Origin of the sequence: Massilia sp. WG5 (genome assembly GCF_001412595.2) — a bacterium.
GTDB lineage: Bacteria > Pseudomonadota > Gammaproteobacteria > Burkholderiales > Burkholderiaceae_D > Telluria.
The window spans coordinates 1,894,081-1,916,609 of sequence record NZ_CP012640.2 but is presented as its reverse complement, the minus strand read 5'-3'; the positions used below and the strand labels follow the sequence as shown (position 1 = coordinate 1,916,609).

Sequence of the window (22,529 nt, the reverse complement as noted above, 5' to 3'; positions counted from 1 at the left end):
GCTGGTTACATTGATAATAACCGCTCTGCAGGAGGACCCCATGGCAACAACCCGACAGACACTGGCCGCGGCAGTGGTTGCCGCGCTCCCTCTCTTCACGGCGACCGTGCCGGTTCCCGTGCAGGCCCAGGAACATCCGCGCGCCCGCGCGCTCGAGCCGCGCATCGAGGGCTTCAACGTCAACGAACTGCGCCGCATCGAGCCGGGCGCGGAACTGAATTTCGAGGTCTTCGGCACACCGGGCGGCAACGCCAGCGTGCGCATCGACGGCGCCACCCGCAACCTGAACCTGACCGAGACCAGTCCCGGCACCTACCGGGGCACCTACACGATCGGACGGCACGACCGCATCCGCCCGGACAGTTCCATCACCGCCAACCTGCGCGTGAACGGCATGGTCAGGACCCAGGCGCTGGCCGCGACCATCGTGCGCGTTCCCGAAAACGTGAGCCCGGGCGACCGCGAGATGGCGAGCACGCCGCAGGTCCGCACCTTCGACGTGCGCGGCAGCGACGACCTCGGTCCCGGTCACGAGCTGAAGTTCACGGTAATGGGCACGCCGGGCGCCAAGGTCGAGGTCCAGATCGCCGGCACGCGCGGCATCTTCACGCTACCCGAAGTGCGCCCCGGCGAATATTCCGGCCTGTACACGATCCGCCGCGGCGACGATATCGCGCCGGACGCGTCCGTGACCGCGACCATCCGCGCCAACGGCCGCTACTCGACCGCGACCCTGGGGCAGCCGCTGATGGCGGGCGGACGCATGCACGACGAACGCATGCGTGACGGACGCCGCAGCGGCGACGGTCCGCGCAACGGCGACCAGGTGGCGCGCTACTGCACCAATTGCGCGACGGTGGAGGCGGTGAACGTGCTCCAGGGCGATGCCGGCGCGCTCGGCACCGTGGGCGGCGCGGCGGTCGGCGGCCTGCTGGGCAACCAGGTCGGCAGCGGCAGCGGCCGCACGGCGGCGACGGTGGCCGGTGCGGTCGGCGGCGCGATTGCCGGACGCAGCATCGAGCGCAATGCACGCGCCCCGCGCTACGAGGTGGTGGTGCGCTACGAAAACGGCTCGACCCAGTCGATCCGCTACGACAACGATCCGGGCTTCCGCGTCGGCGAGCAGGTGCGGGTCAGCGATGGGGTGCTGACGCGCGACTGAGCCACGCCAGCACGGCAGGCAAAAAGCCGGCTCCGCAAGGGGCTGGCTTTTTTCATGTCAGGCCGTGGTCAGCACCTGGCCATCGCCCGAGGACTCGGCATCCGCCTTGTGCTTGGCGTTCTGCTTGGCCCGCGAACGCGAGGGCGGCAGGCGGCGCAGGGTCTTGAGCGCTTCCGGATCCTTGATGCCGATGGTGCGCTGGTCGACGGTGATCAGGCCGATCTCGTTGAAGGCAGACAGCGTGCGGCTGACGGTTTCCAGGGTCAGGCCGAGATAGCTGCCGATCTCGTGGCGCGTCATGCGCAGGTTGAACAACTTGCTCGAGTAACCCATCGCCGCGAAGCGATCGGCCAGCGAGATCAGGAAGCGGGCCACGCGCGCTTCCGCCGACAGGGCGCCGAGCATGCCGATCATGGCCTGTTCGCGCACCAGTTCGCGGCTCATCACGCCGTACATCAGGTTCTCGAGCTCGGCATGCACCCTCCCCAGGGCAGTCAGCTTCTTGAACGGTACGAGGATCAGGTCGCAGTCGGACAGGGCCACCGCTTCCGAAGCGTAGTGCCGGGTGTGGATGCCGTCGACACCGAGCATGTCGCCCTTCATGGGGAAGCTCAGCACCTGTTCGTTGCCGAACTCGTCGATCAGCACCGTTTTCAGGAAGCCGGAGTTGACGATATATAAGGTGTCGAACGCCTGGCCGATCGTGTGGACACGCTGGCCGGTCTTGAACTGTACGTGCTGGAACAGCAGCTCCTCGGTATTCATCGATACGGCGGCCGGGATATGGAGCAGGTCGCAGACCTCTTTCAGGTTTGACCACAGGCGACCCTGGCGCTGGCGCCCGGCCTCCATCTGTGACGAGTGCAGGGTCGAGGGGGCGGCGTTGCGTTGTTCTGACATTGGCTGGGACTGCATACTCATCTCCAGGTGAAGGAAAACAAGGTTTCAGGAGGCTCAATGCGGAGAATGGACCGCAAGCAAGTCGAAACGCTGAAGTCAGTATGCCAACACGAGTTCGGCATTCATATCAGCAACGGCTGAATGTGTAGGTAGGAAGGTGAGTCAGAATGTAAGAATATTCTTACTATCTTGGCTCACTTCCGAGGGAAGGCAGGGCATACCCGTGTAGGATAAGCGTCGAGAAGAGCTCGTCTCTTATGCGCCACGCAGGTCGTGGAGCAACCATGGACAGCCAGGAATGTCCAAAACAGTTTAGGCGCCGCCCGGTTCCAGCGGTCAGGCCTTCATCGGCGCCAGCAGGCGGTGGGCGACGGCGTACTGGACCATTTCGGACAGCGAGGTCATGCCCATCTTCTGCATGATGCGGGTCTTGTGAGTGCTCACTGTCTTCACAGACAGATGCAGGTTGTTGGCAATCTCGGTAATCGACTTGCCTCCCACCAGCAAGGAAAACACCTCGAATTCCCGGTCCGACAGCTGCTTGTGCAGCAGTTGCTCGTTCGGCGCCATGATGTTCAGCGCCAGTTGCTCGGCCACTTCGGTACTGATATAAGGACGGCCCGACGCCACCTTGCGGATTGCGCCGACCAGCTGGGTGCCGGCGCTTTCCTTGGTCAGGTAACCCTGGGCGCCGGCGCGGATCGCACGCACCGCATACTGTTCTTCCTCGTGCATGGTGAGGATCAGGATGGCGAGCTTGGGCGCTTCGCTGCGCACCTGGCGGATCAGGTCGACCCCGCTGCGGCCGGGCATCGACAGGTCGAGCAGCAGCAGGTCGAAACCTCCCTGGCGCACCAGCGACAGCACTTCGAAGCCGTTGATGGCTTCGCCGACGATCTCGATATCGAGCGCGCCGTCGAGGATGCGCTTGAGGCCTTCGCGCATGATGGTGTGGTCGTCAGCGATGACTATGCGAATCATAGGAGTTCCCCAGTGCAATGCGTGCGTAGCCTACACGCTAGCACATTGCTAAAATTTAATTTGTATTTTTTTGGCAATAGGCCGCCCCGGCGGTCACCCGCCAGCGGCCCGGCGCGGCGGATTCAGGTGCCGGGCTCGCGGATCAGACGGTGCACCAGGACCGGCTTGCTCGTCTGCGACAGCACTTTGTTCGTCACGCTGCCGAGCAACAATTGGCCCCAGCCACTGCGGCCGTGCGAGCCCATGAAGATCAGGTCGCAGTGTTGCTGCTCAGCCACGTCGACGATCTTCAGCGCGGCCGCGTCCGAGAACGCGGTCATGCAGGAATGCTTCAGCCCGCACTCGTCGGCCTTGCGCATGATCTTGCCCATGTATTCCTCGCCCAGGCGCCGCATCTGCGCCATATAGTCCTCTTCGCTGGGATAGGACGGCGGGATGATTTCCACATACACGGGGTACTGGTACTCGGGCGCGACGAACAGCGCGAGCACTTCCGCTCCCATCTGTTGCGCGAACTGGACGCCGGCGCAGGCAGTGTGTTGGGACACCGCGGAGCCGTCGGTGGTGATCAGGATCTTCTGGTACATGGTGAGCCCTCCCTCACGTCACGTTACCTTCTTATTGTAGTTCGGCTTTTCATCCTTGGCAGATAGTAAATGCTTGATCTTAATCAGGGTTGGGCTCGCTTTCCTGCGCGAAAACATCACATGGCACAAAAGCAGCTGCGATAAAAAAATACAACACTTGCTTTGTGAAAATATTCAGAAACACGCAGAAATAATTGTCGCTGAACTAAGTTTACGGAGCCAATCGGCAACGGTCCGTCTTCTAAGATTTACCTACGGCAACCACGCTGATACACTCGTGCAATACCCGGCCGTCAGTGTATTGACGGCAGCAGTACAGCACACAGCACTGATCATCGCGACATTTACATTATGGAGAAGCAGGGACTATGACCGACGCCGCTGACGATTTCGACGCATTATTCGAGGAAGTGGCAGCGCAACGAGCCAGCGCGCCCGCTCCCGTACCGGCACCGGCTCCGGCGCCCGAACCCGCCGCGGGCGGAGAGAGTGGCGACAGCGACGACCTCGAGGCCCTGTTCGACCAGGTTGCCTCGAATTCCGCGCCCGCCGCCGCGCCGGCCGCACCCGTGCCGGCCCCGGCCGTCACCGCCGCTGCCGAAGCCTCGGACGATCCGGACGGCCAGATGATGTATGCCCGCCTGGGCAGCATCGTGCGCATCATGCACGATTCGCTGCGCGAACTCGGCTACGACAAGGCGCTCACCGAAGCCTCGTCCCAGATCATCGACGCCCAGGACCGCCTGGAATACGTCGCCAGCCTGACCGAGCAGGCCGCGAACAAGGTGCTGAACACGCTGGACGAAGGCATGCCGGCGCAGGACCAGCTGTCCAAGCAGGCCAAGGATATGGAAGGCCGCTGGGCCGACCTGTTCTCCGGCAAGCTGTCGCTCGACCAGTTCAAGGCGCTGGCCGGCGACTCGCGCAGCTTCGCGGCAGCCGTGTCGGAAGCAACCGAAGCCGAGAAGGCGCGCCTGCTCGAGATCATGATGGCCCAGGATTTCCAGGACATCACCGGCCAGCTGATCAAGAAAGTGGTCAAGATCACGCAGACGGTCGAGAACGAACTCGCCCAGCTGCTGCGCGACAGCGCCCCGGCCGAGGTGAAGGAAAAGCTGGCGCAGAAGCACGCGGCGCAGGAACAGGAGAAGCCCGCCGAACTGATGCAGGGACCGTCGGTGCCGTCCGCGGCGCTCGACCAGGACAGTGTCGATGACCTTCTTGCCGATCTGGGATTCTAATGGATGAAATGCTCAAGGATTTCGTGATCGAGGCCTTGGATCTTGCGACCAACGTCGAGGAGCATCTGCTCCGCCTCGAACGCGATCCGGATAACAAGGAAACGCTGAACGCGGTGTTCCGCTCGTTCCACACCATCAAGGGTGGCGCGGGCTTCATGGGACTCCCTGCGCTGGTGACCGCCTGCCACCTGACCGAGAACCTGTTCGATGCGCTGCGCACCGGCGCGGCCCCGGTCACGCCGTCGGCGATCGAGGCGTCGCTGCAGGCTTCCGGCTTCGTCGCCGACCAGCTCAACGACCTGAACAACGGCACGGCGCCGGAGCAGCTTGCGCCGATGCCGGCCGATCTCGAGCGCATGCTGAAGGATGCGATCGACGGCAAGGATGCGCCGAAGGCCGCACCTGCGCCTGCTCCCGCTCCGGCGGCGGCCCCGGCGCCGGTCGCCGCTGCAGCGCCTGCGCCCGCCGCAGACGTCGGCAATGACGACCTGGATTGGGAAGGCATGTACATGGCGGTGGTCCCGCCGGGCACTCATGCGCCGGCCGCGGCTTCTGCTCCGGCAGCGGCAGCCGCTCCGGCAGCCGCGGTGACGCCGCCGGCCGCGCCCGCCGCAGCACAGGAAGCAGCGCCGGCCAGGGCCGGCTGGGACGGCGTCGAGCGCCGTTCCGAGAGCAAGCCGGCCGCAAGCGCCCCGGCCAAGGACGAGAGCATCCGTATCGATGCCGTCAAGCTGGACGCGCTGCTGGAAGTGGCGGGCGAATCGGTGCAGGCCGCGAACCAGGCTGCCGTGCTGCTCGAGCGTCTGGCGCAGTTCAAGTTCGAAGGCCAGGCCGCCACCCTGATGGCGACCCTGACCGAGACCCTGGAGCGCGCCTCGCGCTACTCGGCCGAGCTGCAGCGCGCCACGCTGGCGACCCGCATGCAGCCGGTGGGCCGCCTGTTCCAGAAGTTCCCGCGCCTGGTGCGCGAGCTGGCCAAGGACCTGGGCAAGGAAGTCGAGCTGATCATCGAAGGCGCCGAGACCGAAGTCGACCGCGTCGTGGTGGACAGCCTGTACGACCCGCTGGTGCACATGCTGCGCAACGCGCTCGACCACGGCGTCGAAGGCCCGGAAGACCGCGTCGCCGCAGGCAAGCCGGCCAAGGCCTATATCCTGCTGAAAGCCTGGCAGGAAGCCAACAGCGTCATGATCGTGCTGCAGGACGACGGCCGCGGCATGGACCCGTCCAAGCTGCGCAAGAAGGCGATGGAAAAGGGCCTGATCACCGAGCACCAGGCCAGTTCCGACGACGAAGCCTACCAGCTGGTGTTCCTGCCGGGCTTCTCGACCAAGGAAGTGGCGTCGTCGGTGTCGGGACGCGGCGTCGGCATGGACGTGGTCAAGACCGCGGTCGAGAAGAACCGCGGCGCGATCCGCATCGACTCGAACCTCGGCACCGGCACCAAGTTCTCGATCCGCCTGCCGATCGAACTGTCGATCGTGCCGACCATGCTGGTGTCGACCTCGGGCGCCCAGCTGGCCCTGCCGATGGCGGTGGTCGAGCGCGTGGTCGAGCTGCCGGAAGAGTTCATGCAGGTCGGCGGCGCCCCGGTGCTGAAGGACCAGGGCCGTCCGCTGCCGGTGCGCTCGCTGGCGCTGTCGCTCGGCTACGAGGCATGCTCGGAGCGCGTCGGTATCGTCATCAACGCGCCCCAGCCCTACATCATCGCGGTGGAAGCGGTGGACGGCACGGCCGACCTGGTGATCAAGCCGATGACGGCGCTGCACGTCGAAGGCATCACGGGCACTGCGCGCTCCGCCGAAGGTTCGCTGGTGCTCGTGGTGGGCCTGTCCTTCCTGATGGACGGTTGCCGCTCCAGCGTGCGCTTGGCTGCATAAAAGCAACACATCATAAAGCCAAGAAAAGCCTGCGCATAAACTGCGCAGGCTTTTTTTATTTGCACGAATGAAAACTAGTGCAAATAAAATTCGTGCGCTGATGAGTTCATTGGAATAATCGTGCAAGCAGCGGGGGCTGACGCAGTGCACAAATATGGCATAATCAAAGACCATGCCCGCATGAAGCGGTCGTCTTTACGGAATATCATGTTAAAAACGCTCTACGACAAACTCTGGGATTCGCATGTCGTGCGTGCCGATGCGGATGGCACCACCGTGCTGTATATCGACCGTCACCTGGTCCACGAAGTCACCAGCCCGCAGGCGTTCGAAGGCCTGCGCGTGGCGGACCGTCCGCTATGGCGCACCTCCGCGAACCTCGCCGTAGCCGACCATAACGTGCCGACCACCGACCGCAGCCATGGCATCGCGGACCCGACCTCGCGCCTGCAGGTCGAGACCCTCGACGACAACGCCAAGGCCTTCGGGGTTACTTACTTCAACATGAACGACAAGCGCCAGGGCATCGTCCACGTGATCGGGCCGGAGCAGGGCGCCACGCTGCCCGGCATGACGGTGGTGTGCGGCGACTCGCATACCTCGACCCACGGCGCCTTCGGCTGCCTGGCGCACGGCATCGGCACCTCGGAAGTCGAGCACGTGATGGCCACGCAGACCCTGCTGGCGAAGAAGTCGAAGGCCATGCTGGTGCAGGTCGACGGCGCGCTGCCGGCGGGCGTGACCGCCAAGGACATCGTGCTGGCCGTGATCGGCAAGATCGGCACCGCCGGCGGCACCGGCTACGCGATCGAATTCGCCGGCTCGACCATTCGTTCGCTGTCGATGGAAGGCCGGATGACGGTCTGTAACATGGCGATCGAGGCCGGCGCGCGCGCCGGCATGGTCGCGGTCGACGACACCACCATCGATTACGTGAAAGGCCGTCCGTTCGCACCCAGCGGGCCGCATTGGGAGCAGGCCGTCGCCTACTGGCGCACCCTGCACACCGATCCGGGCGCGAAGTTCGACATGGTGGTGACCCTGAACGCGGCCGAGATCCGCCCGCAGGTCACCTGGGGCACCTCGCCCGAGATGGTGACCACGGTCGACGGCCGCGTGCCCGATCCGGACAAGGAACGCGACCCGGTCAAGCGCGACGCGATGGAAAAGGCGCTGGTCTACATGGACCTGAAGCCGAACACGCCGATCGAGAACATCCGCATCGACAAGGTGTTCATCGGCTCCTGCACCAACTCGCGCATCGAGGACTTGCGCGCCGCCGCCGCCGTCGTGCGCGGCCGCCAGCGCGCCTCGAACGTGAAGCTGGCGATGGTGGTGCCGGGTTCGGGCCTTGTCAAGGAACAGGCCGAGCGCGAAGGCCTCGACAAGATCTTCAAGGCCGCCGGCTTCGAATGGCGCGAGCCGGGCTGCTCGATGTGCCTGGCCATGAACGCCGACCGCCTCGAACCGGGCGAACGCTGCGCCTCGACCTCGAACCGCAACTTCGAAGGCCGCCAGGGGCAGGGCGGACGCACCCACCTGGTGTCGCCGGCGATGGCGGCTGCGGCGGGCATCGCCGGCCACTTCGTCGACGTGCGCGCACTGTAGAACGGAGGGGTCAGAGTCCGGTGTTGGTTTTCGAGCGACTCTGACCCCGCTGCTCAGCCGCACAGGAATTGTAAGGATACAGGCGCCACCAGCGCCGCAACTACCTGGCCGGGGTCGATCATCCCGGCCGGAGCATGACATCAATATTAGGGATACCATGAAAAAAGCACTCGCTCTCGCACTCATCGCATTCGTTGTCACTGGCTGCAATACCATCTCCGGCGTCGGCAAGGACGTGCAGAAGGTCGGCCAGGTGATTACTGGCGCGGGCGGAAAATAAACCTTGATGGGCTCTGGCCGCGGACTCCGGGGTCAGAGCCCTTTTAAAAGCAACACCGGGCTCTGACCCCTGCGATCATGGAAAAATTCACCGTACACGATGGACTGGTGGCGCCGCTCGACCGCGCCAATGTCGATACCGACGCCATCATTCCGAAACAGTTCCTCAAGTCGATCCGCCGCACCGGCTTCGGCCCCAACCTGTTCGACGAATGGCGCTACCTGGACCATGGCGAACCCGGCATGGACAACACCGGGCGTCCGTTGAATCCGGACTTCGTGCTGAACCAGCCGCGCTACCAGGACGCCTCGATCCTGCTGGCCCGCAAGAATTTCGGCTGCGGCTCGTCGCGCGAGCACGCGCCCTGGGCCCTGCAGCAGTACGGTTTCCGCGCCATCGTCGCGCCGAGCTTCGCCGACATCTTCTTCAACAACTGCTACAAGAGCGGTCTGCTGCCGATCGTGCTGAGCGAACAGCAGGTCGACCAGCTGTTCAACGAGGTCAAGGCCTTCCCCGGCTTCCGCCTGGTGGTCGACCTCGAGCAGCAGGTCATCCGCACGCCGGACGGCCACCTGGCCTTCGAATTCGCGATCGACGAGTTCCGCAAGTACTGCCTGCTGAACGGCCTGGACGACATCGGCCTGACCCTGCGCCATGCCGACGAGATCCGCGCCTTCGAAGAGCGCCATCTGCGCCAGCAGCCCTGGCTCGCCAACACCATCTGAGAAAGCTGACATGAAGATTGCGATCCTGCCGGGCGACGGCATCGGCCCCGAAATCACGGCCCAGGCGGTCAAGGTCCTGAACGCCCTCGGCGAGAAATTCGAGCTGGAGAGCGCGGAGGTCGGCGGCGCCGGCTACGCGGCCCACGGCCATCCGCTGCCGCAAGGCACGCTGGCGCTGGCCAAGGCCGCCGACGCGGTGCTGTTCGGCGCCGTCGGCGACTACAAGTACGACACCCTGGAGCGCGCGCTGCGCCCCGAGCAGGCCATCCTCGGCCTGCGCAAGGAGCTCGGCCTGTTCGCCAACCTGCGTCCGGCCATCCTGTATCCGGAGCTGGCGGGCGCCTCGACGCTCAAGCCGGAAGTCGTGTCCGGCCTGGACATCCTGATCATCCGCGAACTGACCGGCGACATCTATTTCGGCAAGCCGCGCGGCGTGCGCGAGTGCCCGGACGGTCCGTTCGCCGGCCAGCGCGAAGGCTTCGACACCATGCGCTATGCGGAAGGCGAAATCCGCCGCATCGCCCACGTCGCCTTCCAGGCCGCCCGCAAGCGCGGCTCGCGCGTGACCAGCGTCGACAAGGCGAACGTGCTGGAAACCTTCCAGTTCTGGCGCGACATCGTCACCGAGGTGCACAAGGACTACCAGGACGTCGAGCTCGAGCACATGTACGTCGATAACGCGGCGATGCAGCTGGTGCGCGCACCGAAGAAGTTCGACGTCATCGTCACCGGCAACATGTTCGGCGACATCCTGTCGGACGCGGCGGCGATGCTGACCGGTTCGATCGGCATGCTGCCGTCGGCTTCGCTGGACGCCAACAACAAGGGCCTGTACGAGCCTTCGCACGGCTCGGCGCCGGACATCGCCGGCAAGGGCGTGGCGAATCCGCTGGCGACGATCCTGTCGGCCGCGATGATGCTGCGTTTCTCGCTCGGCAAGCCGGAGCAGGCCGACCGCATCGAGAACGCGGTCAAGGCCGTACTGGCCCAGGGCCTGCGCACGCCGGACATCTTCGAGGAAGGCACGACCCGCGTCGGCACCGAACAGATGGGCGATGCGGTGGTCAACGCATTGGCATAATCCGGCGTTAAGCACGAATCAATAACGCCGTAGGGCGGGCTCTCCGGGCCCGCCAGAACATAGATTAAGAGAGATTAAAATGAAACTAGTTGGTCTGGTTGGTTGGCGCGGCATGGTCGGTTCGGTCCTCATGAAGCGCATGCAGGACGAGGGCGATTTCGACCATATCGAGCCGGTGTTCTTCACCACCTCGAACCCGGGCGGTCCGGCCCCGGCGATGGCGAAGAACGAGACCAAACTGAAGAGCGCGACCGATATCGCCGAGCTGTCGAAGTGCGAGATCATCATCTCGTGCCAGGGCGGCGACTACACCACCGAGGTGTTCCCGCAACTGCGCGCGGCAGGCTGGAACGGCTACTGGATCGACGCCGCCTCGACCCTGCGCATGAACGACGACGCCGTGATCGTGCTGGACCCGGTCAACCTGAACGTCATCAAGGATGCGATGACCCGCGGCGTGAAGAACTTCGTCGGCGGTAACTGCACCGTGTCGTGCATGCTGATGGGCCTGGGCGGCCTGTTCAAGCACGACCTGGTCGACTGGATGACCTCCATGACCTACCAGGCCGCATCGGGCGGCGGCGCCCAGCACATGCGCGAACTGCTGACCCAGTTCGGCACCATCAACGCGGCCGTCAAGCCGCTGCTGGACGATCCGGCGTCGGCCATCCTGGAAATCGACCGCCAGGTGCTGGCGACCCAGCACGGCCTCTCGAGCGACGAGACCAAGCAGTTCGGCGTGCCGCTGGGCGGCAACCTGATCCCCTGGATCGACAAGGACCTGGGCAACGGCCAGTCGAAGGAAGAGTGGAAGGGCGGCGCCGAGACCAACAAGATCCTGGGCCGCAGCCCGGCAAGCGGGAACGTGATCCCGGTCGACGGCCTGTGCGTCCGTATCGGCGCGATGCGCTGCCACTCGCAGGCGCTGACCATCAAGCTGAAGAAGGACGTGCCGCTGGACGAGATCAACGACATCATCGCCAACGACAACCAGTGGGTGAAGTTCGTGCCGAACACCCGCGAAGCCTCGATGCGCGACCTGACCCCGGCCGCCGTCACCGGCAGCCTGACCATTCCGGTCGGTCGCGTGCGCAAGATGTCGATGGGGCCGGAGTACATCTCGGCCTTCACCGTCGGCGACCAGCTGCTGTGGGGTGCCGCCGAGCCGCTGCGCCGCATGCTGCGCATCGTGCTGGACAAATAAGCGGGTCGAACGGCACGGTACAATGCAAGGCGGCTGCGGCCGCCTTTGTTGTTTTGGCGTATGGTTGTCATTGCAAGAGGTGCTAATGAAATGTCATGGTTTGACCCGGAAAACATCAGTTCCATGAATAGACCGTCTACATACCTCACAACTGGTGAATGTTTCCTTCTGTAGAGCTTGCATGCCCTAGTGCATGATGCTATGTTGCCGAGACCTCCGGGCAACGCTTCGCCCCCGCTCAACTCATTCAGTCGAATTATGCATCCCACTCACCGTCCCTCGATGAAGTCGTCCGCGCTGAAGAAGCTCACCGCGGCGGTCGCCAGTGCGTTGGTCCTGAGCTCGGCCGCTCATGCTGCAGGCCTCGGCAAGCTGACCGTGCTGTCCGCGCTCGGCCAGCCCTTGCGCGCCGAAATCGAGTTGACGGCGGTGTCGAGCGACGAGGCCAACGGCCTGGTGGCCAAGCTGGCTTCGGCGGAAGCCTTCCGCACCGCGAATATCGAATTCAACCCGGCCCTGCTGTCGCTGCGTTTCGCGGTCGAGCAGCGCAACGGTCGCCAGTTCATCCGCGTCACCTCGACCCAGCCGCTGAACGAGCCCTTCGTCGACATGCTGCTGGAGCTGACCTGGAATAACGGCCGCCTGGTGCGCGAATACACCTTCCTGCTCGATCCGGCCGAGTTGCGCGCGACCCAGTCGGCGCAAGTGGCCGCGAACGAGGCTGCGCGTCCGCGCGCGGAAAAGGCGGCGCCGGCAGCAAGCGCACCGGCAGGTCCGGCGGCGGAACTTCCGCGCCGCAGCCGTGCGCGCGCGACCGAGGAGGCCGCCCCGGGTTCGGGCACCGGCGCGGCCACCGGCGCAAGCAGGGGCGAGGCCGGCCGCCAGGCCGGCGCGGCGAGCTACCGCGTCAAGCCGGGCGACAGCCTGGGCCGCATCGCCGCCCAGCTCAAGCCGGTCGACGTCTCGCTCGACATGATGCTGGTGGCGCTGTACCGCGCCAATCCGGACGCCTTCATCGGCAACAACATGAACCGCCTGAAGTCGGGCCGCATCCTGTCGGTGCCTGCTTCGGGCAGCGTGCAGGCGCTGAACGACGACGAAGCCCACGGCGTGGTGGTCGCGCATGCTGCCGACTTCAACGCCTACCGCAACAAGCTGGCCGGCCAGGTCGGCGCCGCCGAGCCGGTCAAGGCGCCGCAGGCGGGCCAGAGCGCCGGCGGCAAGATTACCGCCAAGGTCGAGGAACGCCCGACCGCCGCCAACGAGTCCCAGGACCAGCTGCGCCTGTCGAAGGCGCCGGCTGCGGGCGCCGCCGCCGGCAAGGGCGCGACCATGAGCACCGAGGACACCATCGCCAAGCAGCGCGAGCTGGAAGAAGCCCAGCAGCGCGTCAAGGAACTCGAGCGCAATATCGGCGACCTCGAGAAGATTGCGACGGTCAAGAGCAAGGGCGGCGCCGAGGCCCAGCAGAACGCATCGGCGCCGGCCGCAAGCCCGGCCCCGGCCCCGACCCCGGCGGCCCCGCAGCAACAGAAGCCCGCGCCGAAGAAGCTCGCGACCATCAAGCCGGCCGCCAAGCCCGCGCCCGCCGAACCGGGCCTGCTCGACTTTATCCTGGACAACCTGGCCCTGGTCGGCGGCGGCGCCGCTGCGCTGCTGCTCGGCGGCCTGCTGGTCGCCCAGCGGCGCAAGAAGAAAGTGGTCAAGGTCGTCGCCGAACCATCGATCCTGGGCGTACCGACCGAACCGGCGCACTCGCTGTTCGCCGAGACCGGCGGCCAGAGCGTCGACACCAGCAACAGCGTGTTCAATTCCAGCTTCGCCCCCTCGGCCAGCCAGCTCGACACCAATGAGGTCGATCCGGTGGCCGAAGCCGACGTGTATATCGCCTATGGCCGCGACGCCCAGGCCGAGGAAATCCTGAAGGAAGCCCTGCGCACCCATCCGGAGCGCTACCCGGTGCGCCTGAAGCTGCTCGAGATCTACGCCTCGCGCAAGGATCAGCGCGCCTTCGAAACCCAGGCCGGCGAGTTGTACAGCATGACCCGCGGCCAGGGCGAGGAGTGGGCCCAGGCCGCCGCGCTGGGCCTGTCCATCGATCCGTTGAATCCGCTGTATGCGACCGGCGGCGCCGAGGCCGACGCGGTCCCGGCGCCCGGCGAGCCGGCCCAGGCCTTCACGGCCAGGGACTTCGACGATGCCTTCGGCGCCGACCTGAGCGCCGCCCCGGTGCCGGCGGCTGCACACGAGCCGATGAGCTTCGACCAGCACTTCGCCGGCGCGATGGGCACGGCCCAGCCGGCCGCGCCGTCCGAAGCCGCCGCCCCCGCCGACGCGCAGGCTGCATCCGCGGCCGAGGAAGAGCACACCCTGGACTTCGACCTGGGCGGCCTGGCTTTCGAGCCGGTGCAGGCCGAGGAGCCGAAGCCGGCCCAGGCGCAGCACGACGCGCAGCACGACGCGCAGTACGACGACAACCTGCTCGACTTCGACATGGGCGGCTTCGATGCCGCGCCGACGGCAGCACCGGCCGAACCGGGCGTGGCGCAGGCCGAGGCAGCCCCCGCAACGGCCGCCGCCGAGGAGCCGCTCGACTTCTCCTTCGACATGGACTTCGGCGCACCGGCTGCGAACCCGGTGCCGCAGCCGGCCGTCCAGCCGGCCGCTCAGGTGGCCGACGCCGTCGATGACCTGACTTTCGGCGACTTCGACCTGGGCGACACCGTCCCGGGCGCCGCCGCGGCCCCGGTCGCCGCAACGGAAGCTGCAGCGCCGAACAGCGACTTCGACATGGCCAACCTGGCCAGGGAGTTCGACCTGCCGGACCTGCCGTCGCCGCAGGCGGCGCCGGAACAGACCCGCCAGGCCACCGAACTGGAAGACCCGCTGTTCGATCTCGACAGCATGGACTTCGGCCTGGAGCCGGTCGCGCCGGCAAGCGCACCGGCGCCCACCCCGGCGCCGGACCTGTCGCTGGAAGACGAGCTGTTTGGCCTGTCCGACCTGCCGGCGGCGACCCCGGCCCCGGTCGACAGTGCCGAATACGCACCGCACGGCATGCTGGAGCCGGCGAAAGTGGAGCCGGCCTTCGACCTGGCCGGTTTCGACCTCGACCTCCCGGGCGAGCACGGCCTGCCGCTGCCGGAAGCCGGGACGGTGACGGCGCCGGCCGCTGCGCCGGCCGAGCTGTCGGCGGCGCACATGGAAATGGAAACCAAGCTGGACCTGGCAATCGCGTACCAGGAAATCGGCGACAAGGAGGGCGCGCGTGAGCTGCTCGAAGAAGTCATCAAGGGCGGCAACAGCGACCAGGTCTCGAAGGCCAACGCAATGCGCGCACAGCTCGCGTGAGGCCGGCTGAGTGACAAGAATCGCATTGGGTGTCCAGTACATCGGCACCGCCTGGAACGGGTATCAGAAACAACCGTCGCGCGACACGGTGCAGGACCAGCTCGAGATCGCTCTCGAGAAGTTCGCCTGCACCAGGCTCGCCACCACCTGCGCCGGCCGCACCGACGCCGGCGTCCACGCCATCGAACAGGTGGTCCACTTCGACACGGAACTCGACCGCGCGCCGCAATCCTGGGTGCGCGGCACGAATGCCTTCCTGCCCGATTCGATTGTGGTGCGCTGGGCGCACGTGGTCGCGCCGGACGCGGAAGGGCAGGACTTCCATGCGCGCTTCTCGGCCCGCTCGCGCACCTATCACTACGTGCTGTACAACCATCCGAACCCATCGGCCCTGCTGGCCGGGCGCGCCGGCTGGGTGTTCCGCCCGCTGGACGTGGAGCGCATGCGCGAGGCCGCCGGGCACCTGATCGGCACGCACGACTTCAGCAGCTTCCGCGCCTCCGGCTGCCAGGCGAATTCGCCCGTCAAGCAGATGCACGAGCTGAACATCGTGCGCCACGGCGACGTGATCGTGTTCACGGTGCGCGCCTCGGCCTTCCTGCACCACATGGTGCGCAACATCGTCGGCTCGCTGGTCTACGTGGGCACCGGCCGCAACCAGCCGGGCTGGATGGCCGAGGTCCTGGCCGCCCGCTCGCGCGACGCCGCCGCCCCGACCTTCATGCCCGACGGTTTGTATCTTGCTACAATCGACTACGATCCGAAGTGGGGGCTGCCGCAGGAGGCGACGCCACCGCTGCCCTGGTTATGAATTCGGGGTCGGATCCCGAATTTCACGGTTGGGCTCCGACCCCGACTGAATAGGGAAATCATGCAACGCACCCGAATCAAAATCTGCGGCATCACCCGCGAACAGGACCTGCGCGCGGCCGTCGATGCCGGCGCCGACGCCCTCGGCTTCGTCTTCTATCCGAAGAGCCCGCGCTACATCACACCCGCGCAATTTGCGGCGCTGGCGCCCGCCATGCCGCCCTTCGCCAGCGGCGTCGGCCTGTTCGTCAACGCCAGCGCGGACGAGGTCCGCCAGGCCGTGGATGCCGGCCCGATCGCGCTGCTGCAGTTCCACGGCGACGAAACGGCAGAGCAGTGCGCAGCCATCGCGGACGTCGTGAAACGGCCCTTCGTACGGGCCTACCGCGTCAAACCTGACACAAGCGCGTCCGACCTGCTAGAATCGGAAGCTCAATACCGCGCCGCCAGCCCCTGGTTCTCGGGCCTCCTGCTCGATACCTGGGTCGACGCCTACGGCGGCGCAGGAAAGGTCTTCGATTGGTCTCTTATTCCAAAAGAGCTCGCGCCTCGGGTCGTTTTGAGTGGTGGCTTGAGCGTGCAAAACGTGACTAGCGCGGTGATGCGCGTACGCCCCTTTGCGGTCGACATCAGCAGTGGTGTCGAGGAAAGCAAGGGGATCAAGGATGCCCGCAAGATTGCCGCGTTCGTCGACGCGGTGCGGGCTGCCGATGCATCACCCGATATGAGCGAGTCACACCATGGAGAACACCCCTAAAGGTCTGTTCAAGACCCCCCAGTACCAACTGCCGGACGCCTCCGGCCACTTCGGCCCCTACGGCGGCAGCTTCGTCGCCGAGACCCTCAGCCATGCGCTGGCCGAGCTCAACGAAGCCTACGCGCGCTACAGCCAGGATCCCGAATTCCTGGAAGAGTTCCGCTACGAGCTGGCGCACTTCGTCGGCCGCCCGTCGCCCGTGTACCACGCCAAGCGCTGGTCGCAGCAGGGCGGCGGCGCCCAGATCTATTTCAAGCGCGAAGACCTGAACCACACCGGCGCGCACAAGATCAACAACGTGATCGGCCAGGCCCTGCTGGCAAAGCGGATGGGCAAGCCGCGCATCATCGCCGAGACCGGCGCCGGTCAGCACGGCGTGGCCACCGCGACCATCTGCGCGCGCTTCGGCCTCGAATGCGTGGTCTACATGGGCGCGGAAGACGTCAAGCGCCAGGCCCAGAACGTCTACCGCATGAAGCTGCTGGGCGCGACCGTCGTGCCGGTGGAGTCCGGCTCCAAGACCCTGAAGGACGCGCTCAACGAAGCGATGCGCGACTGGGTCACCAACATCGAGAACACCTTCTACATCATCGGCACCGTGGCCGGCCCGCACCCGTATCCGATGATGGTGCGCGACTTCCAGTCCGTGATCGGCGAGGAATGCCTGGTGCAGATGCCGGAGATGACCGGCCGCCAGCCGGACTACGTGGTCGCCTGCATCGGCGGCGGCTCGAACGCGATGGGCATCTTCTATCCCTACATCGACGAAGCCGGCGTCAAGCTGGTCGGCGTCGAGGCGGCGGGCGAGGGCCTGGACTCCGGCAAGCATTCGGCCTCGCTGACGGCCGGCTTCCCGGGCGTCCTGCACGGCAACCGCACCTACCTGCTGCAGGATGCGAACGGCCAGATCATCGAGACCCATTCGGTGTCGGCCGGCCTGGACTATCCCGGCGTCGGCCCCGAGCACGCCTGGCTGAAGGACATCGAGCGCGCCCGGTACGTGTCGATCACCGACGAGGAAGCGCTGCAGGCCTTCCACGACTGCTGCCGCATCGAAGGCATCATCCCGGCGCTGGAATCGTCGCACGCGATCGCCTACGCGGCCAAGCTGGCGCCGACGCTGCCTGCCGACCAGATCATCCTGGTGAACCTGTCCGGCCGCGGCGACAAGGACATGCACACGGTGGCGCAGCGCGCCGGCCTGAACTTCGGTTGATCAGATAAAAACAAGAGAGCAGACATGTCCAGAATCGAACATACCTTCAAGGCCCTCAAGCAGCAGGGCAAGACCGGCCTCGTCACCTTCGTCACGGCCGGCGACCCCGGCCCGGACCTCACCGTCCCGATCATGCACGCCCTGGTGGCGGGCGGCGCCGACGTGCTGGAGCTCGGCGTCCCGTTCTCCGACCCGATGGCGGAAGGCCCGGTGATCCAGCGCGCCTGCGCGCGCGCGCTGGCCTTCGGCATCAGCATGAAAGACGTCCTCGACTACGTGGTCGAATTCCGCAAGACCAACGAGCACACGCCGGTGGTCCTGATGGGCTACGCGAACCCGATCGAACGCATGGGCCCGTCGGAGTTCATCCGCCGCGCGAAGGCCGCGGGCGCCGACGGCGCCATCGTGGTCGACTACCCGCCGGAAGAGTGCGAGGCCTTCGCCGCCGAGATGCAGGCGAATGACCTCGACCTGATCTTCCTGCTGGCCCCGACCTCGACGGTCGAGCGCATCAGGCAGGTAGCGCGCCACGGCAGCGGCTTCAGCTACTACGTGTCGCTGAAGGGCGTGACCGGCGCCGGCGGCATCGACACCGCCGACGTCGCGCGCCGCGTGGCCGCGATCCGCGAGCACGTGAAACTGCCGATCGGGGTCGGCTTCGGCATCCGCGACGCCGAGACCGCGAAATCGGTGGCGGCGGTGGCGGACGCGGTGGTGATCGGCAGCCGCATCATCCAGGAGCTGGAGAACACGCCGAAGGAGCAGGGGCCGGAAGCGGTGCGCGCCTTCGTGGCCGGCATCCGCTCGGCGCTCGACGGCAGGTAAGCCGGGCGTATGCGCCAGGATCTCGACCGGGCCATGCGCCCGGTTTTTTTCAGGCGCCCCGAGACCCGCATCTGGCCTGCTTTTCAAGCTTGTATAAGAGGCAAGTAAATTAGAGCAAGCATTCGACAAGCGGGACTTGACCGGCTACACTACCGCCAATTCTGAATTGCCGCAAAGGAGAACACATGAGTTGGTTGGAAAAACTGCTGCCCCCCCGGATCCAGCGCTCCGATGCCGCCAAAAAGCAGACCATGCCCGAGGGCCTGTGGGTCAAGTGCCCGTCGTGCGAAGCGGTACTGTACCGGACCGACCTCGAATCGAACCTGCATGTCTGCCCGAAGTGCAGCCACCACATGCGCATCCGCGCCCGCGAGCGCCTCGACGCGCTGCTGGACGAAGGCGGCCGCTATGAAATCGGGCAGGACGTGTTGCCGGTCGACGTACTCAAGTTCAAGGACAGCAAGAAGTATCCCGACCGTCTCAAGCAGGCCATGGATGCGACCGGCGAGACCGATTCGCTGGTGGTGCAGGGCGGCTCGATCATGAGCCTGCCGGTGGTCGTTGCCTGCTTCGAATTCGAATTCATGGCCGGCACGATGGGCTCCGTCCTGGGCGAGCGCTTCGTGCGCGGCGCCCAGGTGGCGCTCGAGCAGCGGGTGCCCTTCATCTGCATCACCGCCAGCGGCGGGGCGCGCATGCAGGAAGGCCTGCTGTCGCTGATGCAGATGGCCAAGACGACCGCGATGCTGACCAAGCTGTCCGAGAAGAAGCTGCCTTTCATCAGCGTGCTGACCGACCCGACCACGGGCGGCGTCTCGGCTTCCTTCGCCTTCATGGGCGACGTGGTGATCGCCGAACCGAAGGCACTGATCGGCTTCGCCGGCCCGCGCGTGATCGAGAACACCGTGCGCGAAAAGCTGCCGGAAGGCTTCCAGCGTTCCGAGTTCCTGGTCCAGAAGGGCGCCGTCGACATGATCGTCGACCGCCGCAAGATGCGCGAAGAGATCGCCCATCTGCTGGCCCTGCTGCAAAGCCAGCCGGCCGACGTCATCGCCTGATCGTTTCCATCGGCGCGGCCGGCGGCCCTTCCGGGGCGGCCGGCCGCGTTCGCTTTCTGGCCTACCGGATATCCCATGCAAAATCTCCCGACCACCTTGCCCGACTGGCTGGCGCTGCTCGAGTCGCGCCATGCCGAAACCCATATCGACATGGGCCTGGACCGCGTGCGCACCGTCAAGGAGCGTCTGCAGCTGGCCTTTTCCTGCCCCGTGATCATGGTTGCCGGCACCAACGGCAAGGGCTCGACCTGCGCCATGCTGGAAGCGATGCTGCTGCAGAGCGGCTACCGCACCGGCCTGTACATCAAGCCGCACTTCCTCGACTTTAACGAGCGCGCCCGCATCAACGGCGAGATGGCCAGCGACCAAGCGCTGGTGTCCGCGTTCGAGCGCGTGGAAAATGCGCGCGGCGACATCGACCTGACCTATTTCGAGTTCACCACGCTGGCCATCATGCAACTGCTGTCGACCAGCGAGATCGACGTTGCGATCCTCGAAGTCGGCCTGGGCGGCCGCCTCGACGCCGTCAACGTGATCGACGCCGACGTCTCGATCGTGACCAGCATCGACATCGACCACAAGGACTACCTGGGCGACACGCGCGAAGAGATCGGTTTCGAGAAGGCCGGCATCTTCAGGCCGGGCAAGCCGGCGATCTGCAGCGATCCGCAGCCGCCGGCCTCGCTCATCAAGCATGCCGAGGAGGTCGGCGCCGACCTGTGGCTGATCGGGCGCGACTTCAATTACCAGGGCGACAAGCAGCAGTGGGCCTATGGCGGCCGCTCCCAGCGCCGCAATTCGCTGGCCTATCCGGCCCTGCGTGGCGCGAACCAGCTGCTGAACGCCTCGGCCGCGCTGGCCGCGCTGGAATGCCTGCGCCTGCAGCTGCCGGTGGGCGCCCAGGAAGTGCGCGCCGGCCTGGCCATGGTCGAGCTGCCGGGACGCTTCCAGGTGCTGCCGGGCCGTCCGACCACGGTGCTGGACGTGGCCCACAATCCGCACGCGGCGGCCGCCCTGGCCCAGAACCTCGGCAATATGGGCTTCCACCGCTTCACCTATGCGGTGTTCGGCATCATGCAGGACAAGGACATCGACGCCGTCATCGAGCACATGGCGCCCCATATCGACCACTGGTGCGTGACGGCCTTGCCGTCGCCGCGCTCGGCCGATCCGCTTGAACTGGCTGCGAAGCTGGAGGCGAAGAAGCCGGCCGGGGCCAAGCCCGACGAGTTTTCGGTAAAAACCTTCGCCGATCCGGGCGCGGCCTTCCAGGATGCAACTAGCCGGGCCGGACAGGATGATAGAATAGTGGTCTTTGGTTCGTTCTATACCGTGGCTGGCGTGATGGCGGCCCGTAAATCCTCTCTTCATTGACCTGACAACGCATGGGCTTGTTCTCGTTCTTCGGTAAAAACAAGCAGGGCCGCGCCGCCGAGGACAGCGGCCGTTTCTACAGCAAGGACGACGACGCCGCACTCGGCGAACGCGCCCGATCCAAGCGTGCCTCGAGCGCGGGCGCCGTTGCCGGCAGCACGCGCGGACGCGGCACCGGCAACGATCCCATGCTGCCCGAGAAGAAGCGCGCGCGCCGCCGCCTGGTCGGCGCGATCGCACTGGCGCTGGCGGCCGCCGTCGGCCTGCCGATGCTGCTCGACTCCCAGCCCAAGCCGGTCGCCGGCGACATCGCGATCCAGATCCCGCCCAAGGACAAGGCCGCGCCGCTGCCGGTGCCGGCCGATCCGGCCGCACAGGCCACCGCGGGCGGCAAGGCCGTGGCCGCCGAGGACAGCGTCGACAAGGGCGAAGAAGTCGTCCAGGCGCCGCCGGTCGCGAAAGCGCCGGCCGTGGTCGCCGCCGCCAAACCGCAGAGCCTGCCGGACCTGCCGAAGCCCGAACGCAAGCCCGAGCCGCCCAAGGCCAAGGCCGAGCCGAAGCCGGAACCGAAGCCCGAACGCAAGCCGGAGCCCAAGGCCGAGCACAAGGAGCCCAAGCCCGAGCACAAGGCCGAGAAAGCCGAGAAGTCCGTCAAGCCGAAAGCCGAGGACAAGCCGGCCAAGCCGCACGACGATGCGCGCGCACTCGCCATCCTCGAAGGCAAGGCGGCCGAGAAGGCGGAAAAGGACAAGGCGGCCGCCTCGTCCTCACAGAAGTTCGTGCTGCAGGTCGCCGCGCTGTCGAGCCAGGAAAAAGCGGCCGAGCTGCAAGCCCGGCTGCGCGGCGAAGGCATCAGCTCGCACACCGAAAAAGCGGGTGAGCTCATCAAGGTCAAAGTCGGGCCGCTGAGCAAGGAAGATGCCGAGAAAGTACGCGCCAAGCTGGGCCGTATCGGCCTGTCGGGCTTCATGACCCCTGTCTGAACCGTGACGCTTTTCGATTACCTCGTCCTGTTCATCCTGATCTCGTCGGTCGTCATCAGCACCATGCGTGGCCTGGTGAAGGAAATCCTGTCGCTGGTCGGCTGGATCGCGGCCTTCGTGGTGGCGAACGCGTTCGGCGCGAAGCTGGCGCCCATGCTACCATCGGTGATTCCGGGCGAGTCGCTCAGGCTGATCGTTGCCTTCATTGCACTGTTCCTCGGCGTGCGCGTGCTGATGGGCCTGCTGGCCCTGGCGATCGGCGCCCTGATCGAGGCAACCGGCCTGTCGTTGGCCGACCGCGGACTCGGCGGCCTGTTCGGCCTGGGCCGGGGCATTGTAATCGTGCTGGCCGGCGTCATATTGTGTGGAATGACCTCCATCCCCCAACAGGCTTTCTGGAAAAACGCGTTGCTCTCTCCCATGGCGGAGACCGGGGCGCGCACGGTCAAGCCTTTCTTGCCCGCTGCCTTTGCGCAGCATGTTCAGTTTTAGATCTTTTCATCGTT

At 65.9% G+C, this 22,529-nt stretch carries 20 protein-coding genes; 17 read left to right on the top strand and 3 right to left on the bottom strand.

Annotation, left to right across the window (positions count from 1 at the left end):
• Positions 1-40 precede the first annotated feature (40 nt).
• Entirely contained in the window at positions 41-1,162 is a 1,122-nt protein-coding gene (locus AM586_RS08545; protein WP_109370450.1) for a glycine zipper 2TM domain-containing protein, read from the top strand.
• Between the two features lie 57 nt (positions 1,163-1,219).
• Here the strand turns inward: AM586_RS08545 and AM586_RS08540 are convergent, their stop codons facing one another.
• From AM586_RS08540 to AM586_RS08530, 3 genes are all read right to left on the bottom strand, one after another.
• Entirely contained in the window at positions 1,220-2,014 is a 795-nt protein-coding gene (locus tag AM586_RS08540; RefSeq protein ID WP_047823836.1) for a Crp/Fnr family transcriptional regulator, read from the bottom strand.
• A gap of 384 nt (positions 2,015-2,398) precedes the next feature.
• Positions 2,399-3,043, bottom strand: coding sequence for a response regulator transcription factor (locus tag AM586_RS08535; RefSeq protein ID WP_036232923.1), 645 nt, complete (start codon positions 3,041-3,043; stop codon positions 2,399-2,401).
• Between the two features lie 122 nt (positions 3,044-3,165).
• Positions 3,166-3,630 carry a universal stress protein gene (locus AM586_RS08530; RefSeq protein ID WP_047823840.1) on the bottom strand — a complete coding sequence of 155 codons (465 nt, stop codon included), beginning with the start codon at positions 3,628-3,630 and terminating at the stop codon, positions 3,166-3,168.
• A 368-nt stretch (positions 3,631-3,998) separates the two neighbouring features.
• Here AM586_RS08530 and AM586_RS08525 point away from each other — a divergent pair, with 368 nt between their 5' ends.
• From AM586_RS08525 to AM586_RS08450, 16 genes are all read left to right on the top strand, one after another.
• A complete protein-coding gene (locus AM586_RS08525) occupies positions 3,999-4,871 on the top strand; it encodes a protein phosphatase CheZ (protein ID WP_047823847.1) in 873 nt (290 codons plus the stop codon).
• Positions 4,871-6,751: a chemotaxis protein CheA gene (locus AM586_RS08520; RefSeq protein WP_047823849.1), complete on the top strand. Its 1,881-nt coding sequence runs from the start codon at positions 4,871-4,873 to the stop codon at positions 6,749-6,751. Before AM586_RS08525 ends, AM586_RS08520 begins: the two co-directional genes overlap by 1 nt.
• 207 nt (positions 6,752-6,958) lie before the next feature.
• A complete protein-coding gene (gene leuC / locus AM586_RS08515; protein ID WP_047823851.1) occupies positions 6,959-8,359 on the top strand; it encodes a 3-isopropylmalate dehydratase large subunit in 1,401 nt (466 codons plus the stop codon).
• 157 nt (positions 8,360-8,516) lie between these two features.
• Positions 8,517-8,639, top strand: coding sequence for an entericidin A/B family lipoprotein (locus AM586_RS08510; protein WP_109370449.1), 123 nt, complete (start codon positions 8,517-8,519; stop codon positions 8,637-8,639).
• A 77-nt stretch (positions 8,640-8,716) separates the two neighbouring features.
• A complete protein-coding gene (leuD, locus tag AM586_RS08505) occupies positions 8,717-9,364 on the top strand; it encodes a 3-isopropylmalate dehydratase small subunit (RefSeq protein WP_047823853.1) in 648 nt (215 codons plus the stop codon).
• Between the two features lie 10 nt (positions 9,365-9,374).
• A complete protein-coding gene (gene leuB, locus AM586_RS08500; RefSeq protein WP_047823855.1) occupies positions 9,375-10,445 on the top strand; it encodes a 3-isopropylmalate dehydrogenase in 1,071 nt (356 codons plus the stop codon).
• A 79-nt stretch (positions 10,446-10,524) separates the two neighbouring features.
• Positions 10,525-11,649 carry an aspartate-semialdehyde dehydrogenase gene (asd, locus tag AM586_RS08495; RefSeq protein ID WP_082439713.1) on the top strand — a complete coding sequence of 375 codons (1,125 nt, stop codon included), beginning with the start codon at positions 10,525-10,527 and terminating at the stop codon, positions 11,647-11,649.
• 258 nt (positions 11,650-11,907) lie between these two features.
• On the top strand, positions 11,908-15,000 hold the full coding sequence (locus AM586_RS08490; RefSeq protein ID WP_047823858.1) for a FimV/HubP family polar landmark protein: 3,093 nt from the start codon (positions 11,908-11,910) through the stop codon (positions 14,998-15,000).
• A 10-nt stretch (positions 15,001-15,010) separates the two neighbouring features.
• The gene (gene truA / locus AM586_RS08485) at positions 15,011-15,811 is read left to right on the top strand and encodes a tRNA pseudouridine(38-40) synthase TruA (protein ID WP_047823860.1); all 801 of its coding nucleotides are present in this window, start codon (positions 15,011-15,013) and stop codon (positions 15,809-15,811) included.
• A gap of 60 nt (positions 15,812-15,871) precedes the next feature.
• Positions 15,872-16,567 carry a phosphoribosylanthranilate isomerase gene (locus tag AM586_RS08480; protein WP_047823862.1) on the top strand — a complete coding sequence of 232 codons (696 nt, stop codon included), beginning with the start codon at positions 15,872-15,874 and terminating at the stop codon, positions 16,565-16,567.
• Complete coding sequence (gene trpB, locus AM586_RS08475; protein WP_047823864.1) at positions 16,551-17,783, top strand: tryptophan synthase subunit beta; 1,233 nt, start codon at positions 16,551-16,553, stop codon at positions 17,781-17,783. The genes AM586_RS08480 and trpB overlap by 17 nt, the downstream gene beginning before the upstream one ends.
• Before the next feature lie 24 nt (positions 17,784-17,807).
• On the top strand, positions 17,808-18,608 hold the full coding sequence (gene trpA, locus AM586_RS08470) for a tryptophan synthase subunit alpha (protein WP_047823866.1): 801 nt from the start codon (positions 17,808-17,810) through the stop codon (positions 18,606-18,608).
• 185 nt (positions 18,609-18,793) lie between these two features.
• Complete coding sequence (gene accD / locus AM586_RS08465) at positions 18,794-19,666, top strand: acetyl-CoA carboxylase, carboxyltransferase subunit beta (protein WP_047823868.1); 873 nt, start codon at positions 18,794-18,796, stop codon at positions 19,664-19,666.
• A gap of 75 nt (positions 19,667-19,741) precedes the next feature.
• Positions 19,742-21,040: a bifunctional tetrahydrofolate synthase/dihydrofolate synthase gene (gene folC / locus AM586_RS08460; protein WP_047823870.1), complete on the top strand. Its 1,299-nt coding sequence runs from the start codon at positions 19,742-19,744 to the stop codon at positions 21,038-21,040.
• 11 nt (positions 21,041-21,051) lie between these two features.
• Positions 21,052-22,023 carry an SPOR domain-containing protein gene (locus tag AM586_RS08455; RefSeq protein ID WP_047823872.1) on the top strand — a complete coding sequence of 324 codons (972 nt, stop codon included), beginning with the start codon at positions 21,052-21,054 and terminating at the stop codon, positions 22,021-22,023.
• A 3-nt stretch (positions 22,024-22,026) separates the two neighbouring features.
• Entirely contained in the window at positions 22,027-22,515 is a 489-nt protein-coding gene (locus AM586_RS08450) for a CvpA family protein (protein WP_047823874.1), read from the top strand.
• The last annotated feature ends 14 nt before the right edge of the window (positions 22,516-22,529 follow it).